Raw genomic sequence first — 16561 nt, forward strand, 5'->3', positions numbered from 1 at the left:
GGCAGCGGCGCTCGCGGTCACCGCCGCGCCCGCCCCGGCCGCGATGGAAGCGCCGGCCTTGGCCGCGCCCGATGCCAGCGTGGCGATCGCCGAGCCCAACAGCGCGGCGCTCACGACCGCGCTCAGCGCCCACACCAGAAAGCCGTGCGCGGTGTCGCGGAAATAGACCTCGTCGCCGTGCACGTCGGCCCATTTGGTGCGCAGCCGGCCGGCGACATAACCGCCGACGCCATAGGCCACGATCTGCGTGAACAGCATCCAGACGATCAGGCCGATGCCTGCCGCGGGCGCGGAGACGCCTTCCCCGCTCCAGGGCGAGACCGACAGGAAGCCCAGGCCGGAGCCGCCCGCGAACAGCGCCAGCGACAAGGCCGCGGCGATGACGGCGCCGGCGAACACCGCCGCCCAGGACACGGCGGACACCGCCGATTCCCGCACCGGCGGCACGCCGTCGTAGGGCCGGTTGGCCGAGAGTGCATTTTCCATGGTGATTCCTCGTTCACATTGCGCGCCGTGGCGCGGGACCGGACTGGCTCAATGCCAGAACAGCGCCAGCAGGATGATGATGGGAATGGGTACCCCCAGCAGCCATAACAGGATCGAACGCATGCAAGCCTCCTTGGGTGTGGGATGGGATTCGGTGGCGCTCAGGCCAGGTCGATCGTGCCCGGCGCGCGCGGATCGGGCGGCGGCGGGACGACGTCGGGCTCGCCCGGATCATCGGGCGCATGGTTGGGATTGGGTCGCGGGTCGTCGGGCCGGGCCGGATGGCCGGGCAGCGGCGGATCATCGGGCGGCACGTCGTCGGGCGCGCCCGGCGGGCGGTGGTCGGATGGGAACATGGCGGATCTCCTCGGCGCGTCTATCGCGCTGGTCCGCTGCCCAGCAACTGCCGTGCCCGGCATGCCGACCGCCATCGGCCCGACGCAAAAAAGCCCTCGGACGAGGGCTTGCGGGCATGGCCGGCGCGGGTCAGGACTTGGACGGCTTGCCGTCCCTGGCGGGTTCCACCCCGTTCGGATCGCTGTTGCCCAGGAATTCCACCACGGCGGCCTTGCCGGCGGCGGAGGCCTCGTCCTGGCTGGCATAGCGCCGTTCGGAATAATTGGTGCTGCGCACATTGCCGGTGTCGGGGTCCAGCAAGGTGATGATCCAGGCGAATTCGCCCGGCAGCAGCTGCCTGACCTGCAGTGTGGCGCGCGTGCCCGGGCGGAGTCGTTGCGGCATTTCGCGATCTGGAGAGTGGGTGGACGCCGCCATCGTAGCGCAAAGCGCGGGCGCGGCGGGCCTCGAAAAATGCTGCGCCGCACACCGATTTCATGCTGCAAGGTGCGCGGCGAAAACGCCACAGCGCCCGCCAGAGCCAGGAAAACCCTAGCGCCACACCCTGCCATACAGGCGCACAATCAGACTAAACGTAGCGACGAAGTGACAGACCGCAGTAGCGGCGCCGCATCCCTTTAATCAGGCGAGGACGGAGACATCATGACTTACGTAGCAGTGGTAATCAGCTGTTTGATGGTTGTGGGTATCGTCGCGTTGGTGGTTCAAACGATACAAAGCGCGGGGCCCGAGCCCTGGCTGAAGATATCGGCGGCCATCGTCAGTTCCCTGTTCGCTTCCCTGTTGCTCATTCCGCTCGGCTACGCCGTGGCGCAGACCATCGCCCTGGATTGAGCTGACGGGTCCTCCCGGATCCCCGTCATCCGATGCGCCAGAAGGCCACCCAGGGGCTACCCGCCCCGGGCCGGCCTGCCGCGCGTCGCCGCCCAGCAGATCAGCGAACCGGCGGTGACCATCGCCACGCCTTGCCAGAATGTCATGGTCAAGCGCGTGGACAGCCATACGGCCGCAAAAAAAGTCGACAACACTGGCGTGAAGTAGGACGCCGTGGCCAGCAAGGTCAGATTGCCGTTGAGAATGCCCACGTTCCAGAGCGCGTAGCCCGCGGCCATGGCGCCGCCCGTCACGCACAGTTCGAGCACGGCGGGCCAGGCGAACGGCAGCGCCGGCTCGGCGCTGAACCCGTATTTGATCCAGAGCACGGCCGCGGTCAGCATGAAGAACAGGGCCACGCCGTTCTTGCCATCGGCATAGCGTTTCGTGACGTTGCAATAGACGGCCCAGATGACGGCGCCGCTGAACGCCAGGCCGTAACTGAGGGGATTGCTGGAGACATTGGCCGCCACGCGCGCCCAGGAAACGCCGCCGTCGCCGCCGACCACCCAGACGATGCCGCACAGCGACAGCGCGATGCCGGGCACGACCCAGGCGCTGGCGCGCTGGCCGTTGATCAGGATCGCCAGGATGACGGTGAAGCACGGCCACAGGTAGTTGACGATGCCCAGCTCGATCGCCTGGCCGCGATTGGCGGCGAATCCCAGCGACAGCGACAGGCAGATTTCATAGGCCACGAACAGCAGGCTGCCGGAAACCAGGTAGGCGCGCGGGAATGAACGCACGCGGGGCCATCCGAGCAACAGGACGAGGAAACCCGAACCGACCGTATAGATCAGGGCCGCGCCGCCGATCGGCCCGAAGCTCTCGCTGACGCTGCGAATCAGGCCGACGACGGTGCCCCACAGCACCACGGCCATCAATCCCATGAAAGTCGCCGTGTTCCGGCTGGGAGCAGATTGCATTACTTTTTTCCGATTTCCCGATGTCCATCCAGGGCGCCGCGCCGGGGCGCGCGCCAGAACGACGCAGTGTAGCGAAAACAGGGAAACCGCCGCGGCAGGGCCGGCACGGGAATTGCAGGCCGGCGCGGCGCGACCGACCGAAGATCAACAAGAAGGAGATCTCGCCGCATGACCATCTCTGTACGCAGGCTGAGCGACGTGCTCGCCACCACGGCATCCGGCCGGCTCTACCGGATCGAAGTGTTCTCGCACGCCGACCGGCGCGCGGGGACGCCCATCACGACCGGCTACATTCTCAGGACCACGGAAGGGGAGCGCGTGATCGCGCTGGGCGAACGGCGCTACCGCCTGAAATCGGGCGAGGTGCTGACCGCCCTGCCGCCCGCCGCCGCGCCCCGCCACGACGCCTGATGCGCCCGTCGCGGCCGCCTCAACGCTCGTCGGACGCCACCCGCCGCTTGCCCAGGCCCTTGGCCCGGTACAGGGCGACGTCGGCACGCTCCAGCAACTGCAGCATGGTGACGCCCGACTGCGGATAGACGGCAATGCCGACGCTGGCCGAGACCGCGACGCGGATCTTGGGGTACGGCAACGAGAGGCTCTCGACCAGGGACTCGGCCACCGCCTGCGCGTTTTCCTGGTTGGCGCCAAGCAGCAGCACGGCGAACTCGTCGCCCCCCAGCCGCGCCGCCACGTCCGAGACACGGATGGCGTGGGCCATGCGATCGGCGGCTTCCTTCAGAACGGTATCGCCGGCGGCATGCCCATGCAGGTCGTTGACCGCCTTGAAACCGTCCAGGTCGATCGCCAGGATGGCGAAGGTCTCGCCGCTGCGCTGCGCCACCGCCAGCTCGCGCAACACCAGCTCGCCGAACAGCACCCGGTTGCACAACCCGGTCAGGGGATCGTAATGCGCCAGGTGCTGCGCGTGCGCCAGCATGCGTGAAGCCTGCAGCAGCGCCGTGCCGACCTCCTCGGCCTCCTTGACGCGCGTGCCGGGCAGTTCGACGGTGCGGCCTTCGCCCAGCGCCAGCGCCGGGCCGACCAGCCCCTGCACCGCCGACGTCAGGCGGTTGGCCAGCCGCAAGGCCAGCCACAGCCCCAGCCCGAACGCCGCCAGCGTGCCCAGCGCCAGCCAGGCGATGGAGCGGTACAGGTCGGTCGTCACCAGCGTCATCGGCGCGCCCGCCGCCACCGTCCAGCCGGTCAGGCCGGAACGGCTGAACGCGGTGTAGACCGGCGTGCCTTCCTTGGTGGTCGATTCCAGCGAGCCCTCGTTCTCCAGCTGCACCGCCCGCGCCAGCGTCGGCACGGCCTTCTGGCCAACGAATTTCTCGGTGTCGCGCGTACGGGCGATGATGGTGCCGTTCTTGTCCAGCACCGCCGCCACCCAGCCGTCCGGCAGCCCGCGCCGTCCCAGCACGTTGCCGATGCGGTCGGGCGACAGGCCGACGTTGAGGCTGTAGATGACTTCGTCGCCGCGCACCACCGGCACTCCCAGCGCGATGGTCGGCACGCCGCTGAGCGCACCGGTGAACAGGCTGCTCAGGACCGGCTCGCGCGCGCGGAACACCCGGGCCAGCTCCTGCGACACCCCGGAAGGCGGCAGGGGCGTGCCGTAGGGCACCATGGTATTGACCACCTGGTGGCCTTCCTTGTCGGTCAGCACATAGCTGTCGACGATCTGGAATTTGATGGCTTCGCGGGCGCGCTGGTGGAACCCCGCCAGGTCGCCGCCCACCAGGTCCGGGGACGACGCCAGCATCTGCAAACCGGCTTCGACGCCGGTCATTTCCCGGTCGAGAATGGCGGTCAGATTGCGGGCCAGGAAAATCGTATCGCGGAATATCCGCTCTTTCTGGATCAGGTAGCTTTCGTAAACGGCGATCGAAGACACCACCAGCGCCGGTGTAATACAGGCGAACACCAGCACCAGCAATCCGGTTCGCATCGAATACCGGAGCTTCGGGCGGACCCGCGCGGCGACCAGGCTTTCGCCGTCTGCCATATTATTTTTCCCTGCCGCGCATTTGCACGGGGCAAAACGCTTGCCGACACTGCACCCTCTGACCCATCGCGCCTCTCCTGGAACAGTCATCCGGGCCGGCGGCCCGAAGGGACGGAAAACCAGAAATTATTGCAGAACCAGACCGCAGCAAACCATCCATCGACCCGACGGCGCCGGCAAATAGGCGCGCCGACGGTGGAAAAAATCGCGTCCCCAATTTACCTCAAAAACAAAGCCGGGAAATCATTTCATTATGCTCGAGCACCTGCCGGCGTATTGCCGCCGGCGTCGCGTCGACCTCGGCGGCGGAATTGAAATATACCGGCCGGGCATGGTCACAATATTCAATCCCGGTCCGCGGGGGGAGCGATCCGCACCCAGTCAGACTTGAGCCGATCAGCCACGGCATCGTCATCGCTGCGAGCCACTTTTTCCTGCACATCCCTGGCCTCCTTGCGGGCCTGTCCCGCCCGCGCCTGGAGGCGGGCCTCACTGTCCGAGCGTTCCTGCGCCCGGCCCATGGCCCGCCCCCGCCAATACACCCCGGCGACGGCGGCCAGGGCCGCCAGCACTGCCGCCATCAAGCCGAGGCCCCGCTTAATCCACTGTTGCAACATGCGCCATGCTCCTGTCGGTCCGCGTCCGGATGGCCGTCACGGCCTGCTGGTAAAGGCCGCCCCAGCTGTCCGGCTTGGGCTTGCCCGGCCGCCAGGTGCGCAGATACAGCGCCCAGGCCGCCTGCGTGTCGCCGACCGGCGGCAGCGCCTTCGGATCGGTCCAGAGCAGCAGCCGCGCGACGCCGGCGGCCAGCACGTCGTCGTACTCCAGCGCCGCATAGATCGCATCCGGATCGCCCGCCACGCTGCGCGCCTTGCACAGCGTGGCCAGGTGATCCCTGCTGGCCGCGTGCAGGAACACGCCCCACACGCCGCCGCGGCTGGCGCGGGTGCCCTTCTCGAATTGCCAGAAACCGCGGGCGGGCCCGCCGATCTGGCGCCGATGCACGAAGCGGCTTTCCTGCAGGCCGATGGCCAGCAGCATGCAATCCGCCGCGGGCGTGTTCATGCGAGCGGGCAACAGCGCCATCGCCGGCCGCAGCGCGTCGTCCATGATCTGGTCAAGCATCATGCCTGCCCTCCTTGTCTGTCTGGGTTTCCATGCCCAGCGTCTTGCGGCGGATCTCGACCGCCCAATCCACCAGGTCCTGGTTCTGCAGCTTGGCGGTCAGGCGCAGGTAGGCGCCCAGCACCCACCAGGCCGGCAGCCCCGCCAGCAACATGCACGGGCCGAGCACATAGAACATGGCCAGCAGCCCGTCCTCGCCCAGGCCGGTGCGTTGCGCCATCCAGTAGGCCGAGGACATCAGGTCGGGCATCCAGGCGATCATGCCGATCGCCAGCAAAGGCCCGAACAGAAATGAGCTGACCACCGTGCAGGCGGTGCGCGCGACGAATTCGCGCGGCGTGCGCGGCGGCATCAGCAACATGCCGATCAACGCCGCCATCGCGGCCGGCATGCCGAAAGCCAGCGCAATTTTCAGGGCGGCCCAACCGCCCAATCCCGTAGATGCCGGTTCCATGGTTACACCGCTCCTGTCGACGGTGCGCATTGCTGCCTCCCGTGAGCATCACGGGCGCCGCAGGGGCGCGCCGGATGAGAAAAATGAAATCCGGGCGACACTGTCGTCCGTTGGTTCCAGGCGCCGCCTGTATCCATCGTTACTATTGCGTTGTCTATTGGTCTTATCTCCCAGTCTGAATCGCCATGAAACCCTGGACCCGCCGCCAGCCCCGCCGCAAAGCCGCCCCGACCCTCGCCGAAGCGCTCTCCCGCTACCTGGTCGAGGTTTCCGCCACCAAGAAGGGCCATGCCTCGGAACAGTCGATTGCCCGCATCTGGCGCGCCACGCGCCTGGCCATCCGCCCGGTCGATCGCATCCGCAGTTCCGACCTGACGGAATTGCGCGACGAATGGCTCAAGGACCGGGCGCCGGCCACCGTGGTGCGACGCATGGCATTCCTGTCGCACGTCTACACGGTGATTCGCAAGGATTGGGGCTTCGACCAATTGGCCAATCCCGTCCAGCTGGTGCGGCGGCCGGCGGTCGACGACGCGCGCGACCGCCGGCTGTTTGACCGCATCACCTTGCGCGGCGTGTCGGATGACGACTGTCCAAGCAAGGAGCTTGAATGGATCATCCGCGCCACCCGCTCGACGGAATTGCCGACCATCCTGACGGTGGCGAAGGAAACCGGCATGCGCCGGTCTGAAGTGGTTGGCATCCAGCGCGAACACCTGGATCTGATGCACGGCGTGGTGCATTTGCCCCACACCAAGAACGGCCGCGCCCGCGACGTGCCGCTGACGCCTCGCGCTCGCGAGGCGCTGCGTCGCTGGGTCACCGGCAAACCAATGCGAGGCCGCATCTTCACCATGCAGCCCGGCTCGGTCACCCGCGCCTTCATCCGCGCGCGTCGCCGCGCGAGACTGGGGTACGAGCAGATGTGCCGGCGCTACGGCCGGCGACCCAACGCGGCCTACTTCCGCGACTTGCGATTCCATGACCTGCGCCACGAAGGCACCTCGCAGCTCGCCACCGTGTTCCAGATCCACGAATTGGCCAAGGTCAACGGCAACGTCGACACGCGCATGCTGCTGCGCTACTACCACCCGCATGGACGCGAATTGGCCCAGAAGCTGGCGCGCAGCCCGCTGGGCCGCCGCCAGCTTGAGGAAATGCGGCGCGAGCGCGAGGCCGGCCTGGAGGCGCTGCCCCTGGCCGCCTGACGCCTACGTCGTCGCGGTCTGCTCGACCGGCGGCGGCTCCACCAACGTCAACCAGGCCGGCAACGTGCCCCAGCCCGGATAGCTGACCTTGCCGTCGGCGCCGTCATGCTCGGCGCCGATCGAATACGGCAGTCCCGTAGCCACCACCCAGAGCGGCGTGGTGCGATGGTCGTCGACCATGGTCCAGATTTCTCCCTGACGCAGGGCCCATTTACCGACGGACGGCGCGGGCGGCGCATCTTCGTACGCGCCGTAAGGGATATTGAACGTGCCGGGCGTGAGCGCCAACTCGTTGGCGACAGATTGATAGAGATACAGACCGTCGTTGTCGGTCTGGAATACGTCTTTTTGCATATTGCTTGTCCTTTTGAATGAAATTTGCACTGCAAATGCGCGGGTGATGGGTAGCCGGCAGGCCGACACGTTCCGGCGCCACTCCCATCGGTTCCAGACTTCCACGGTGACGGGTGCCAGCAACGGCGAGGCCTTGGCGGTGCATCGCAGTGTGATGAGCGCAACAAACATCGTCTGGAACAACGCGGGTTCCACGATTGATGATGCTGGTGGCAACGAGACCCGCCCCGTGAACACTGCCTACCAACCGCGCATCCATTCCTGACGTCTGCCTCACTGCAAATGCGCGGGTGATGGGTAGCCGGCAGGGGGCGGCGTATCAGCAACACAGTCATGGCATCTCCAATCGCATCAGCCCGAACCGTGTTGAGGCGGTCACAGGCACACAAGCCTGGGCCTTGCTCGACGGCTCTGGGATGACGACCGATGGCGCCGGTGGTGCGGAGACTCGCCCTGTCAACACCGCTTACCACCCGCGCGTCCATACCTGATGCCCTTTTCACTGTTAATGCGCGGGCACATGCCTCTCGCCAGGCAGACGCCTTGCAAGGGCATGGTCATGAGCTTTGGGATCCCTTCACCGGCACAACCTCCGGCAGTGGCTCTTTGTCCGTATCCCTATCCACCAACCCCGCATCCGGGATATCGATCAACTATGCCTCGGGCAGTCTTCGAGAAGCGGGGCAAGGAGCACCCCGTATCGCCAAGGAAACACGCCCATCGAATGTCGCTTTTCTGCCCCAGATTCATGCCTGATTTCAAGCATGAATCCGCGGGTAATAGGCCGTGTTCATCGGCCGAACCCGGGCCACGTTACCGGAGGTGGGAACACCAGCGGTGCCCGGTGCGCTGCTGATCTTCATGCCGGACACCACCGTCGTGGGTTCAAGCCCCCAGAAGGCGGCACCGGTGGTCGAGTAGTCAGCAATCGACGACAGTCCGGTTGGACCGCCGTTCACTGCGATGGCGCTACCTGATTGTCGCGTACCGATAACTCTCGCATTTGCAGTGAGGCAGACGTCAGGAATGGATGCGCGGTTGGTAGGCAGTGTTCACGGGGCGGGTCTCGTTGCCACCAGCATCATCAATCGTGGAACCCGCGTTGTTCCAGACGATGTTTGTTGCGCTCATCACACTGCGATGCACCGCCAAGGCCTCGCCGTTGCTGGCACCCGTCACCGTGGAAGTCTGGAACCGATGGGAGTGGCGCCGGAACGTGTCGGCCTGCCGGCTACCCATCACCCGCGCATTTGCAGTGTCAGCGTCAGTTCCCGTAAAACGCCGGAACATATCGCGCAGATCGGGCACCCGGAATTGCGTCGCCGAATAGTCCGAAAACCAGTGACTGCCGCGATTCGCCGACCACACAGCCTCGGTTTTCACCAGCCCCTGCTCCTGCGCATACCCCCACAGGGCGGCGTAGTCGGTCTTCGACAGCAGGCCGCCGATGGCATCGACTTCGCTGGCCAGCGGCAGCGAGGTATGGCCGTCCAGGGGACGGCCGCACAACGGCGAGCGGTAGCCGGTGAAATACTGCCCCGACACCCAGGTCCACACTTCCGCGCATTCCGAGACGATGATCGGCCCGACATCCTGCGTCGGCAACGCGGTAATCGAGTAGATCCTGGGGAAGTTGCCCGCGACGAACGCGGTGGTGGCCAGCCGGGTACTTTTGTCGCCCGCCGCCGGCGTGGGCGCGGTCGGCGTCCCGGTCAGCGCCGGCGACGCCGCCAGCGCGGCCACGAACTTGGCCTGCAGCGCCGCCAGGTCGCCGTTGTCCAGCACGTCCTGGCCGGCCTTGTCGGCGATGTACTGGCCGATCATGGCGGCCACGAACGAGGCCTGGCGCCAGACGGTGTTGAGTTCCTTCGATTTGGCCGTGCCGGCCGAGAAGCCGCCCAGCCTGGCGGCCAGCGCCTGGTAGTCGGCGGGAGCGAGCACGTTGGCGCCGGAAACGGTGCCGAAGGGAAGAATTTGATTGATAGCCACGAAATGTCCTTATTCAACCGGCAAAAAGCGAGCCCCAGAGTCCGCCGTCGAACCCGGAGATGTATTGGTTTTGAACGTCAAAACCGAACAAAGGCCCCTCAGCCGAGGGGATGACGTAGTAACTGACGCGCACGCCTTCCGGCTTGAGCGGGATGTACCCGCCGGTAAGTAGCGCCAGGAACAGCGCGGACGGCGGCGTACCGGCGACGCCGATATCCACCGACATGTCGCCGTTGTCCTGGATGAACACATGCGTGCCGCCACCGAAAATGCGATCCAGGATCGCCGCCGATGCCTCCAGCGTGCCGTCCCAGTGGTTGGCCCCGATCTTGGCGCGCAACAACAGCCGATAGGTCTCGTCGTCCAGCTCGGTCAGGCCGCTGTCCGGATCGAACGGGCCCTGCCACACGCCCTGGTCGAAACCCAGGCCGTCGACGTCGTGCGAGAAGTAGATATTCGAAATGGGCGTCCGGACCTTCCGGTCCAGCCCTACCCAGCGCCCCACGGCGTCCAGCTGGACGCCGACGGCCAGATCCAGATCGAAGGCCGCCGGCATGGCGCCGTACAGCTCTCGCAGTCCGGCCGCCGCCCCGCACAGCGCGGCGACGGTCGCATTGAACTTGGGCTTGGAGCGGTAATAGGCCGACAGCCGCCCGAGATAATCGTCGGTATTGGCCATATCAGGTCACCGTGAGTTTGATGTCGTCCGGCGTCGCGGCGGCGGCCTCGTTGAAGGCCAGCGACACGTCAGGCGCGCCGCTGCCGGCGGGACCGCGCAGCGTCAGCCCGGAAATCTTGAACGTGCCATTGCCGGCCACGCCATTGGCCGCCGAAATGGCGTCGGCCCACTCCACCGACGCACTGGCGCCGCCGCCGATCGCGACACCATTGATGTAGTCCGCGACCGCCCGCTGCACCGCCACGCCGATGGCCGTGGTGTAGCCCGGCAAGGCCCGCAGCTGCACGTCGACCGCCACCGGCACGATCGTGGGCCGGAAGAACCGGATGCGATGCGCGATGCCGTAGATGTCCGTCACGACCACCGTGGTGGTCCCGTGCGTGCCGGTCCCCGGCGTCTTCTTGGCGGCAATGGCCTGCGCGATCAGCGCCGCGTCGCCGCCATCGACCACCAGCGCGATGCTGTGCGGCGGCAGGCCGTGGGCGTCCGCCACCGCGCCGTCGTTCTCGAAGGCGGCGTGGCGCAACACGCCAGGCACCGACGCGACGGCCCCAATGGTGCCCTCCAGCACGCTGCGCGACGGCAGGGCCACCGAGACGGCCTGGCGCACCCGCAACGCGGCATCGCTCTCGACCGGCGCGCCTGGCGTTGCCGCCGCCGGGTTGACCACGGACTGCCAGCCCAGCGTCGGCGTGCCGATCTGGTTGATGCTGCCGGCCGCTGCGGTCACGGCGCCCAGCGCCTGGCTCTGGGCGGTGACGGTGATCTCGCCGCCAGGCGGAATCGTCACGCTGGCCGGCAGTTGCCAGCGGCCGCGGTTGGCATCCATCGCCACGCCATCGACGATGGTGACGCCGCCCTGCCCCACGATGCGCAGGTCCACCGACGAACGCGTCGCGGCGCCGCGGACCAGGCCGTTGATCTTGACGTTGCTCGACAGCGCCGCGTTGGCGGCGGTGGCCGGCGAGAACGCGTTGTAGACGCTGATCGCCGCCGAGTTGGCTTCATGGATGGCCAGGGCAAAAACGGCCAGCAACTGACCGTCCTGGCTGTCCGCCTCCAGGTAGGTATCGGCGCCGTAGATGCCGCGGTACTGCTCCTTGAAATACTGCAGCACCTCGCCATAGCTCGGCGCACGGATGCCCGCGGCGTCGATGACCGGGGCTGTGGAAAGAATCGTCATAATGCCGCCTGCACAGTGGCCGTGCCATAAAGGGTTGAAATGGATGCCGTCACGCTCAAGCCGCGGGTTTGCGGGTCGAGCCGGCTCGAATACTCGGCCAGGTCGGTTACGCCTGCCGTGCCCAGGATGCGCTGGCGGATGGCCCAGTCGTAGCTGGCGCGGGGCTGCTTGCCCAGCACTTCGCCGTTCCAGGGCGTGCCTTCGGTCACGTCCAGGAACCACTCTCCGCGCGCCAGCATCAGCCGGGTCTTGACGGCCTGGGCCACGGCCTGCGCCGTATCGCGGTGGAAATCGGCCCGCGCCGAGCCGAACGAATAGTCGCCATCGGCGTCCAGTTTTCGGTAACGCATAGGAATCCTCAGTTGGGTGGCGTGGTCACCGCATTGGCGCCCTGCGCGGTATGGGTATGGGTATCGTCGACCCGCTTGCCGTTGGCCAGGATCTGGCCGATCACGTTCAGCACGCCGGTGATCTGGGCGGTATTGCCCTGGCCGCCGCTGCCCACCAGCCCCGCCAGATAGCTGAGCAGGCCGTTCACCAGCACCTGTCCGGAAAACTCGGACACCGGCGCAACCACGTCGAAGCCGCCCGGCGCCACGATCTTCACCTTGCCGGCTGCCGGATCCAGTTCCAGGAAAGTCGAGCCATCGTCGCTGCGCAGCTGGGTCGCGCTGGTGCTGACCGCGGGCAGCACGCGGGGTTGCGAGCGCACGCCCACGTAGACGAAGCCGTCGGACAGGTCATGCATGCGCATCTCGGTCTGGTCCTGCACCTTGCCCGACTGCCACCAGGCGTCGATGCAGCGCGAGGCAAACACCACCAGGCACTCATCGCCCGCCTTGACCGGAAAGGTCAACGTGCAGTTGCCGCCCGAGGGGAAATACACCGGGCAATCCACCAGCAAGGGCAACTCCAGGCTGTGCTGCCGGCCCTCGGGCGTCTTGACCCGCGCCCGGATGGCGGGCTGCGCCGTGCACGTCATCGCCACCGGATCGAAGGCGCCGATGATCGCCGGCATGGCGGTCCAGGTCTGCGCCAGCGCGCCATGCAGCGCCGCGCCGATCGCGGCTTGCGGATCGTTCAAAGTCTCAAGTCGGTTCATGAATCTTCCTGCAGAGATAGGGCCGGACCGCGCGCTACTTGACGACGGCGGCGGGCTTGGCCGCGTCGCCCTCGGCGCCGGCCCGTCCCAGGTCGCCGGGAAACAGGGTGGCGTCGGTGGCCAGGCAAAGGACCTCCGTGTACCACTCGTCGTCGCGCGTATTGCCTCGGTGCTCGACTTCCATCACGTAGTAGTAGCCATCGCCGCTGATGCGGCGCTGCTCGGTGCGATCGATCTCGTTCGCGTCCTTGCCCTCGGAACGGGCCTGGAAGCCATACTCGGCGATCCGGCTGTTGTCCAGGTTGACCAGCCCTCCCACGCGGATGCTGGGATTGAGCAGCATCCGCAGCTTGATGCCCTTCTCGGTCTGCTCCGGCATGCCCACCAGGCCGCTGTCGTGGGACAGCACGGGCACCGAGCCCGGCACATAGGCGGTTTCGGGGACCACCACCACCTTGCCGTCCTGGATGCTCCACAGCGTGTTCGCGCTGCCGCAGACATCCTGCAGGTAGTCGCGCACCATGCCGGACATGACCGCCCCGCGGATCGACTTCTTGCCGCCCAGGTCGGGCACGTAACCCTGGCGCACGCCGTAGGGATTCATGGCCGAGCACAGCAGTTTCACCTTGTCGGCGCGGGAGCTGCCCTTGGGCACGGTGGCATTGACCACCGCGAAGTTGTAGGCCTTGTCGCCGTCGGCCGCGGTGATTTCCAGCACGGTCTCGGTGTCACCCGAACCGCCCCATTTGGCGCGCACCACGTTGCCATGGAAGATCACGCCATAGTTGCCTTCATAGCCTGCCTGCAACACCACGCGGGTGAATTCGCGCTGCACCAGGCTGGCCGTTTCGCGGCTGGCGTTCATCACCTTGATGGTGGCGGTGTTGGGCGACTTGACGTCGTTGCGCTTGATGCCGAAGCTGAAGCTCAGCGCCGACAGATCCAGCGCTTCCTCGTCGCCGACGATCAGCGAGACCTTCCGGCCCCACTGGCGCACGCCCTCATCGTCATCGACCGGATCGCCGTATACGGCGATCGGCTCCATTGTGGTCGTCTCGGCCATGTCAGTCCGCCACCCAATAGAGCTTGGCGCCACGGCCCAGGTCGGTGGCCGTCGGCGCGTCGTCGGGCGACTCCGCCCCCGTCACGCGCAGGCCGCCGGCGAAGCCCAGGTGCCGGTACTGCCCCAGCAGGTTCAGGCCCGTCACCAGCGGAATGCCGGACACCAGCGGCTGGCCGAGGTCATCGGCCACGTCCAGTATCCAGCCGTCGCGATACTGCAACGTCAGCCGGTAATCGTCACCGCCCAGCGAGATGGCGAACACCTGCGGGATCGGCGACAGAGGTATCTCGAAGTAGTTCATGCGGATCTCCTAGTTCCAATGCAGCGAGCCGCCGTTGGGCGCGGCCGCGGGCCGGGACGCTTTCACGCCCAGGTTCTGCTTGTCCGCGGTCTTTTCCTTCTCTTTCTGGTGCGCGTAGGGCGGCAGCGACGTGCTGCGGGTCTGCGCCACGATCACTTCGCGCAGCGTCACGGTCGCGAACACGGCGCCGGAGGTCTCCCGGCTGTTCTCGACCGCGATTTTCTCGATCAGCATGCTGCTGTAGCGGCGCCGGCTGGTGATCACATCCACCGGCTCGCGCGACTCCTGCAGACTGAGCAGCTGCGAATAGATCGCGGTGGCGTAATCGTCGGCGGCCGCCTTGCCATTGGCCACGTCCCTGGCCCGGGCGCCGCGCAACGCCTCGTACGAGGCGTTGCTCCAGGCGCACTTCATGGTCAGCGACAGCGGCAGCTTGAAGGCATGGTCGCTGATCGCCGAGCGGCCATAGGGGCCCGACTCCACCGGATGGCTGGTGATCTTCAGCGTATCTTCGTGCGACTCGGTGATGGTCGCCTGCACCACGATGTCGCCGATCTTCTTCGACAGCAGGCCCACCATGTCGGTGCCCGTGAAATTCGTGTCAGTCATAGGACCCCTGCAGGTTGCGCGTCAGGTCGGCGTTGACCCGGCTCTGTTGATTGGCCACGGCCGCTCCGGTCGCGCCGGGATCGGCCGACCCGTTGACGTAGATGGTGGTGGTGGCATTGACCGACACCGGCGCGGCGGCGGCCGGCGGCGCCAGCGCGGCGCCCCCCGCTTCGCCAAGCGCGAAGCCGGAGTGGTAGTCCCGCCACGGCTCGATCCGGGCGCCGTCCATGGGAGGCGGTTGCCAACTGCCGCCGGCCCCGTTGAAGCCCGGCTCCGCTTGCCCGAGGCCGAAACGCCCGTCGCCTTGCAGCGACTTCAGCGTGCCGTCCCCAAGCGTGCTGGGATACAGGCCCAGTCCCACCCCCACCGCCACCGGCGATATCGCCACGCCGCGGGCCAGGCTCTTGGCGCCGTCGACGATGCGGCCGATCCACGAACTGGCGGAGGCCCACAGTGACTGCCCCCATTGCAACGCGGAGGCGCCGGCCGCCTTGACGCTGTCGACCACCAGCGCACCACCGCGCGCGGCCATATTGCCCATCCAGGACCAGACCGCGCCGGCCATGTTGCTCATCTGGGTGACGGCCGTCCGCCCCATCGAGGTCATTCTGCCGAACACGCCGCCCACGAAATTGCTGGTCGCGGTCCAGGCCCGGCTCACGAAACCGCTGATTTGGCCAGGCAGCGCGGCCAGCCGAGTACCCAGTCCGCTGATGATCGAGCGCATGCCGCCCAGTCGCGAGACCAGGCCCATCAAGGCCCCCACCACGCCGCCGCCGCCCAGCATCAGGAAGCCGCCGACCAGCACCAGGAGCTGCGAACTCAAGCCCCCGGTCAGGTCGTCGAGCCAGGTGATCAGGCTGATCACCGGCCCCAGCAACGACATGATCGACAACACGAAATTGCCGACCTCGCCCAGCCGCTTGCCGGCCGTCTGGCCGTTCTCCTTGAACCAGGCCGAAATGCCGTCGAGCGTCTCCTGCAGTTTCGGGCCCATCGTCAGGAGCGCCTGCGCGAACATCGCGTTGACGGAGCCGCTCAATTCACGGATGGTGCCCATCAGCTGGTGCGCGCGTTCACCGGCCGCCTCGACCGTGCTGTTCTCCTGGGCATCGCGCTGCACCGACAGGCGCTGCCCGAACTCGGGATCGCGCAGAGCCTCCATGACGCCCGGGTCCAGCCCCAGGCTCTCGCCCGTCGCCCGGGCCTGCGCCGGATCCATGCGCTTGAGCGCGTCGCTCAGCTCCAGCATCAGGTCGGCGCTGTTGCGCTGGGCGCCCGCGCCATCACTCGACGAGATGTGCAGCTGTTCCAGCAGCGCGGCGATCTTGGGATCGTCGCGCACGTTGCGGTGCAGCGCCTGGGTACTGCTGCGCATCGCTTCGACGGAAACGCCGAAGCCCTGCGCGACTGTCTCCAACGCCCGCATGTCCCGGCCCGAGGTGCCGCCCAGCTTGGCGGCGAAATAGCCTTGCTCGAACTGGGCGATCTTGTTCTCGGCGAAGTCGACGACGCTCTTCGCGCGGCCCGCGAACACCGCCAGCGCGTCGGCCAGGCTCTGCTTGCGCGAGTCGCCGATCGCCTGCTTGAGGTCCTTCAGGTCGTCCTTGTCGAGTTTGAATGGGCCCATCAACCCCGACAGGCTGATGGGCACGGTTGTATTAGCCATTTTTTTCTGCCATGTGGCGGCGGTACGCTTCCGCCTTGTTGTCTGCCCGGACCGACAGCGCGTCGTTCAGGAGCGCGATGTCGGCCAGGTCCAGGGTGCCGTCCTTGAGGGACTCGTATTGGCAGAGCCCCTCGAGGACCGGCGCCAGCAACCAGTCCTCGCCACCGGGCAGGCT

The 16561-nt window shown here is 66.9% G+C and carries 21 protein-coding genes and 1 pseudogene; 3 read left to right on the forward strand and 19 right to left on the reverse strand.

The features are described 5' to 3' along the window. The 3 genes and pseudogenes from H0523_RS19255 to H0523_RS19265 form a co-directional block, all read right to left on the reverse strand. Nucleotides 1–486 (reverse strand): annotated as a pseudogene (locus tag H0523_RS19255) (hypothetical protein); the annotation flags it as partial. Between the two features lie 161 nt (nt 487–647). Beyond that, entirely contained in the window at nt 648–842 is a 195-nt protein-coding gene (locus H0523_RS19260; RefSeq protein ID WP_054433268.1) for a hypothetical protein, read from the reverse strand. Nucleotides 843–972: 130 nt separating this feature from the next. Continuing rightward, nucleotides 973–1227: a hypothetical protein gene (locus H0523_RS19265; RefSeq protein ID WP_054433267.1), complete on the reverse strand. Its 255-nt coding sequence runs from the start codon at nt 1225–1227 to the stop codon at nt 973–975. 258 nt (nt 1228–1485) lie between these two features. On the opposite strand from H0523_RS19265, the gene H0523_RS19270 reads away from it, so the two are divergent. Continuing rightward, nucleotides 1486–1677, forward strand: a complete 192-nt coding sequence (locus H0523_RS19270; protein ID WP_054433266.1) for a hypothetical protein — start codon at nt 1486–1488, stop codon at nt 1675–1677. A 56-nt stretch (nt 1678–1733) separates the two neighbouring features. Here the strand turns inward: H0523_RS19270 and yddG are convergent, their stop codons facing one another. Next, complete coding sequence (yddG, locus tag H0523_RS19275) at nt 1734–2642, reverse strand: aromatic amino acid DMT transporter YddG (RefSeq protein WP_054433265.1); 909 nt, start codon at nt 2640–2642, stop codon at nt 1734–1736. A 168-nt stretch (nt 2643–2810) separates the two neighbouring features. Here yddG and H0523_RS19280 point away from each other — a divergent pair, with 168 nt between their 5' ends. Beyond that, complete coding sequence (locus tag H0523_RS19280; RefSeq protein WP_054433264.1) at nt 2811–3053, forward strand: hypothetical protein; 243 nt, start codon at nt 2811–2813, stop codon at nt 3051–3053. A gap of 19 nt (nt 3054–3072) precedes the next feature. On the opposite strand, the gene H0523_RS19285 is transcribed toward H0523_RS19280, so the two are convergent. The 4 genes from H0523_RS19285 to H0523_RS19300 all read right to left on the reverse strand — a co-directional run bounded on the left by H0523_RS19285 (nt 3073) and on the right by H0523_RS19300 (nt 6229). Continuing rightward, nucleotides 3073–4650 (reverse strand): diguanylate cyclase, encoded by a 1578-nt coding sequence (locus tag H0523_RS19285; protein ID WP_054433263.1) that lies wholly within the window; start codon nt 4648–4650, stop codon nt 3073–3075. Between the two features lie 344 nt (nt 4651–4994). Beyond that, complete coding sequence (locus H0523_RS19290) at nt 4995–5267, reverse strand: hypothetical protein (protein WP_054433262.1); 273 nt, start codon at nt 5265–5267, stop codon at nt 4995–4997. Then, nucleotides 5248–5778 (reverse strand): hypothetical protein, encoded by a 531-nt coding sequence (locus H0523_RS19295; protein WP_054433261.1) that lies wholly within the window; start codon nt 5776–5778, stop codon nt 5248–5250. The genes H0523_RS19290 and H0523_RS19295 overlap by 20 nt, the downstream gene beginning before the upstream one ends. Beyond that, the gene (locus H0523_RS19300) at nt 5768–6229 is read right to left on the reverse strand and encodes a hypothetical protein (RefSeq protein WP_054433260.1); all 462 of its coding nucleotides are present in this window, start codon (nt 6227–6229) and stop codon (nt 5768–5770) included. The genes H0523_RS19295 and H0523_RS19300 overlap by 11 nt, the downstream gene beginning before the upstream one ends. A 185-nt stretch (nt 6230–6414) precedes the next feature. On the opposite strand from H0523_RS19300, the gene H0523_RS19305 reads away from it, so the two are divergent. Beyond that, entirely contained in the window at nt 6415–7437 is a 1023-nt protein-coding gene (locus H0523_RS19305) for a tyrosine-type recombinase/integrase (RefSeq protein ID WP_054433259.1), read from the forward strand. 3 nt (nt 7438–7440) lie between these two features. On the opposite strand, the gene H0523_RS19310 is transcribed toward H0523_RS19305, so the two are convergent. The 11 genes from H0523_RS19310 to H0523_RS19360 all read right to left on the reverse strand — a co-directional run bounded on the left by H0523_RS19310 (nt 7441) and on the right by H0523_RS19360 (nt 16537). Further along, on the reverse strand, nt 7441–7974 hold the full coding sequence (locus H0523_RS19310; RefSeq protein WP_238925127.1) for a hypothetical protein: 534 nt from the start codon (nt 7972–7974) through the stop codon (nt 7441–7443). Nucleotides 7975–8811: 837 nt separating this feature from the next. Continuing rightward, a complete protein-coding gene (locus tag H0523_RS19315; RefSeq protein ID WP_180180127.1) occupies nt 8812–9780 on the reverse strand; it encodes a hypothetical protein in 969 nt (322 codons plus the stop codon). 13 nt (nt 9781–9793) lie between these two features. After that, a complete protein-coding gene (locus tag H0523_RS19320) occupies nt 9794–10459 on the reverse strand; it encodes a DUF2612 domain-containing protein (RefSeq protein ID WP_054433284.1) in 666 nt (221 codons plus the stop codon). Nucleotide 10460: 1 nt separating this feature from the next. Next, nucleotides 10461–11642: a baseplate J/gp47 family protein gene (locus H0523_RS19325; protein WP_054433285.1), complete on the reverse strand. Its 1182-nt coding sequence runs from the start codon at nt 11640–11642 to the stop codon at nt 10461–10463. Further along, on the reverse strand, nt 11639–11992 hold the full coding sequence (locus H0523_RS19330; protein WP_054417648.1) for a contractile injection system sheath initiator: 354 nt from the start codon (nt 11990–11992) through the stop codon (nt 11639–11641). Before H0523_RS19330 ends, H0523_RS19325 begins: the two co-directional genes overlap by 4 nt. 8 nt (nt 11993–12000) lie before the next feature. Next, complete coding sequence (locus tag H0523_RS19335; RefSeq protein WP_054433286.1) at nt 12001–12744, reverse strand: Gp138 family membrane-puncturing spike protein; 744 nt, start codon at nt 12742–12744, stop codon at nt 12001–12003. A 34-nt stretch (nt 12745–12778) separates the two neighbouring features. Then, nucleotides 12779–13807 carry a phage protein gene (locus H0523_RS19340; RefSeq protein ID WP_231689799.1) on the reverse strand — a complete coding sequence of 343 codons (1029 nt, stop codon included), beginning with the start codon at nt 13805–13807 and terminating at the stop codon, nt 12779–12781. Nucleotide 13808: 1 nt separating this feature from the next. Next, a complete protein-coding gene (locus tag H0523_RS19345; RefSeq protein WP_054433287.1) occupies nt 13809–14108 on the reverse strand; it encodes a phage baseplate plug family protein in 300 nt (99 codons plus the stop codon). 9 nt (nt 14109–14117) lie between these two features. Beyond that, a complete protein-coding gene (locus tag H0523_RS19350; protein ID WP_054433288.1) occupies nt 14118–14717 on the reverse strand; it encodes a phage baseplate protein in 600 nt (199 codons plus the stop codon). After that, nucleotides 14710–16386 (reverse strand): phage tail tape measure protein, encoded by a 1677-nt coding sequence (locus tag H0523_RS19355; protein ID WP_054433289.1) that lies wholly within the window; start codon nt 16384–16386, stop codon nt 14710–14712. The genes H0523_RS19350 and H0523_RS19355 overlap by 8 nt, the downstream gene beginning before the upstream one ends. Continuing rightward, nucleotides 16379–16537 (reverse strand): DUF6889 family protein, encoded by a 159-nt coding sequence (locus H0523_RS19360; protein ID WP_180180126.1) that lies wholly within the window; start codon nt 16535–16537, stop codon nt 16379–16381. The genes H0523_RS19355 and H0523_RS19360 overlap by 8 nt, the downstream gene beginning before the upstream one ends. Between the last annotated feature and the right edge of the window lie 24 nt (nt 16538–16561).

Origin of the sequence: Achromobacter insuavis (assembly GCF_902859645.1) — a bacterium.
Taxonomy (GTDB): Bacteria; Pseudomonadota; Gammaproteobacteria; order Burkholderiales; family Burkholderiaceae_B; genus Achromobacter; species Achromobacter insuavis.

Coding starts and splice junctions, on each gene's coding strand:
- H0523_RS19330 (WP_054417648.1), bottom strand. CDS start 11,992: ATGCGTTACCGAAAACTGGACGCCGATGGCGACTATTCGTTCGGCTCG.
- H0523_RS19320 (WP_054433284.1), bottom strand. CDS start 10,459: ATGGCCAATACCGACGATTATCTCGGGCGGCTGTCGGCCTATTACCGC.
- H0523_RS19305 (WP_054433259.1), top strand. CDS start 6,415: ATGAAACCCTGGACCCGCCGCCAGCCCCGCCGCAAAGCCGCCCCGACC.
- H0523_RS19335 (WP_054433286.1), bottom strand. CDS start 12,744: ATGAACCGACTTGAGACTTTGAACGATCCGCAAGCCGCGATCGGCGCG.
- H0523_RS19325 (WP_054433285.1), bottom strand. CDS start 11,642: ATGACGATTCTTTCCACAGCCCCGGTCATCGACGCCGCGGGCATCCGT.
- H0523_RS19285 (WP_054433263.1), bottom strand. CDS start 4,650: ATGGCAGACGGCGAAAGCCTGGTCGCCGCGCGGGTCCGCCCGAAGCTC.
- H0523_RS19270 (WP_054433266.1), top strand. CDS start 1,486: ATGACTTACGTAGCAGTGGTAATCAGCTGTTTGATGGTTGTGGGTATC.
- H0523_RS19355 (WP_054433289.1), bottom strand. CDS start 16,386: ATGGCTAATACAACCGTGCCCATCAGCCTGTCGGGGTTGATGGGCCCA.
- H0523_RS19260 (WP_054433268.1), bottom strand. CDS start 842: ATGTTCCCATCCGACCACCGCCCGCCGGGCGCGCCCGACGACGTGCCG.
- H0523_RS19340 (WP_231689799.1), bottom strand. CDS start 13,807: ATGGCCGAGACGACCACAATGGAGCCGATCGCCGTATACGGCGATCCG.
- H0523_RS19300 (WP_054433260.1), bottom strand. CDS start 6,229: ATGGAACCGGCATCTACGGGATTGGGCGGTTGGGCCGCCCTGAAAATT.
- H0523_RS19295 (WP_054433261.1), bottom strand. CDS start 5,778: ATGATGCTTGACCAGATCATGGACGACGCGCTGCGGCCGGCGATGGCG.
- H0523_RS19265 (WP_054433267.1), bottom strand. CDS start 1,227: ATGCCGCAACGACTCCGCCCGGGCACGCGCGCCACACTGCAGGTCAGG.
- H0523_RS19350 (WP_054433288.1), bottom strand. CDS start 14,717: ATGACTGACACGAATTTCACGGGCACCGACATGGTGGGCCTGCTGTCG.
- H0523_RS19280 (WP_054433264.1), top strand. CDS start 2,811: ATGACCATCTCTGTACGCAGGCTGAGCGACGTGCTCGCCACCACGGCA.
- yddG (WP_054433265.1), bottom strand. CDS start 2,642: ATGCAATCTGCTCCCAGCCGGAACACGGCGACTTTCATGGGATTGATG.
- H0523_RS19290 (WP_054433262.1), bottom strand. CDS start 5,267: ATGTTGCAACAGTGGATTAAGCGGGGCCTCGGCTTGATGGCGGCAGTG.
- H0523_RS19345 (WP_054433287.1), bottom strand. CDS start 14,108: ATGAACTACTTCGAGATACCTCTGTCGCCGATCCCGCAGGTGTTCGCC.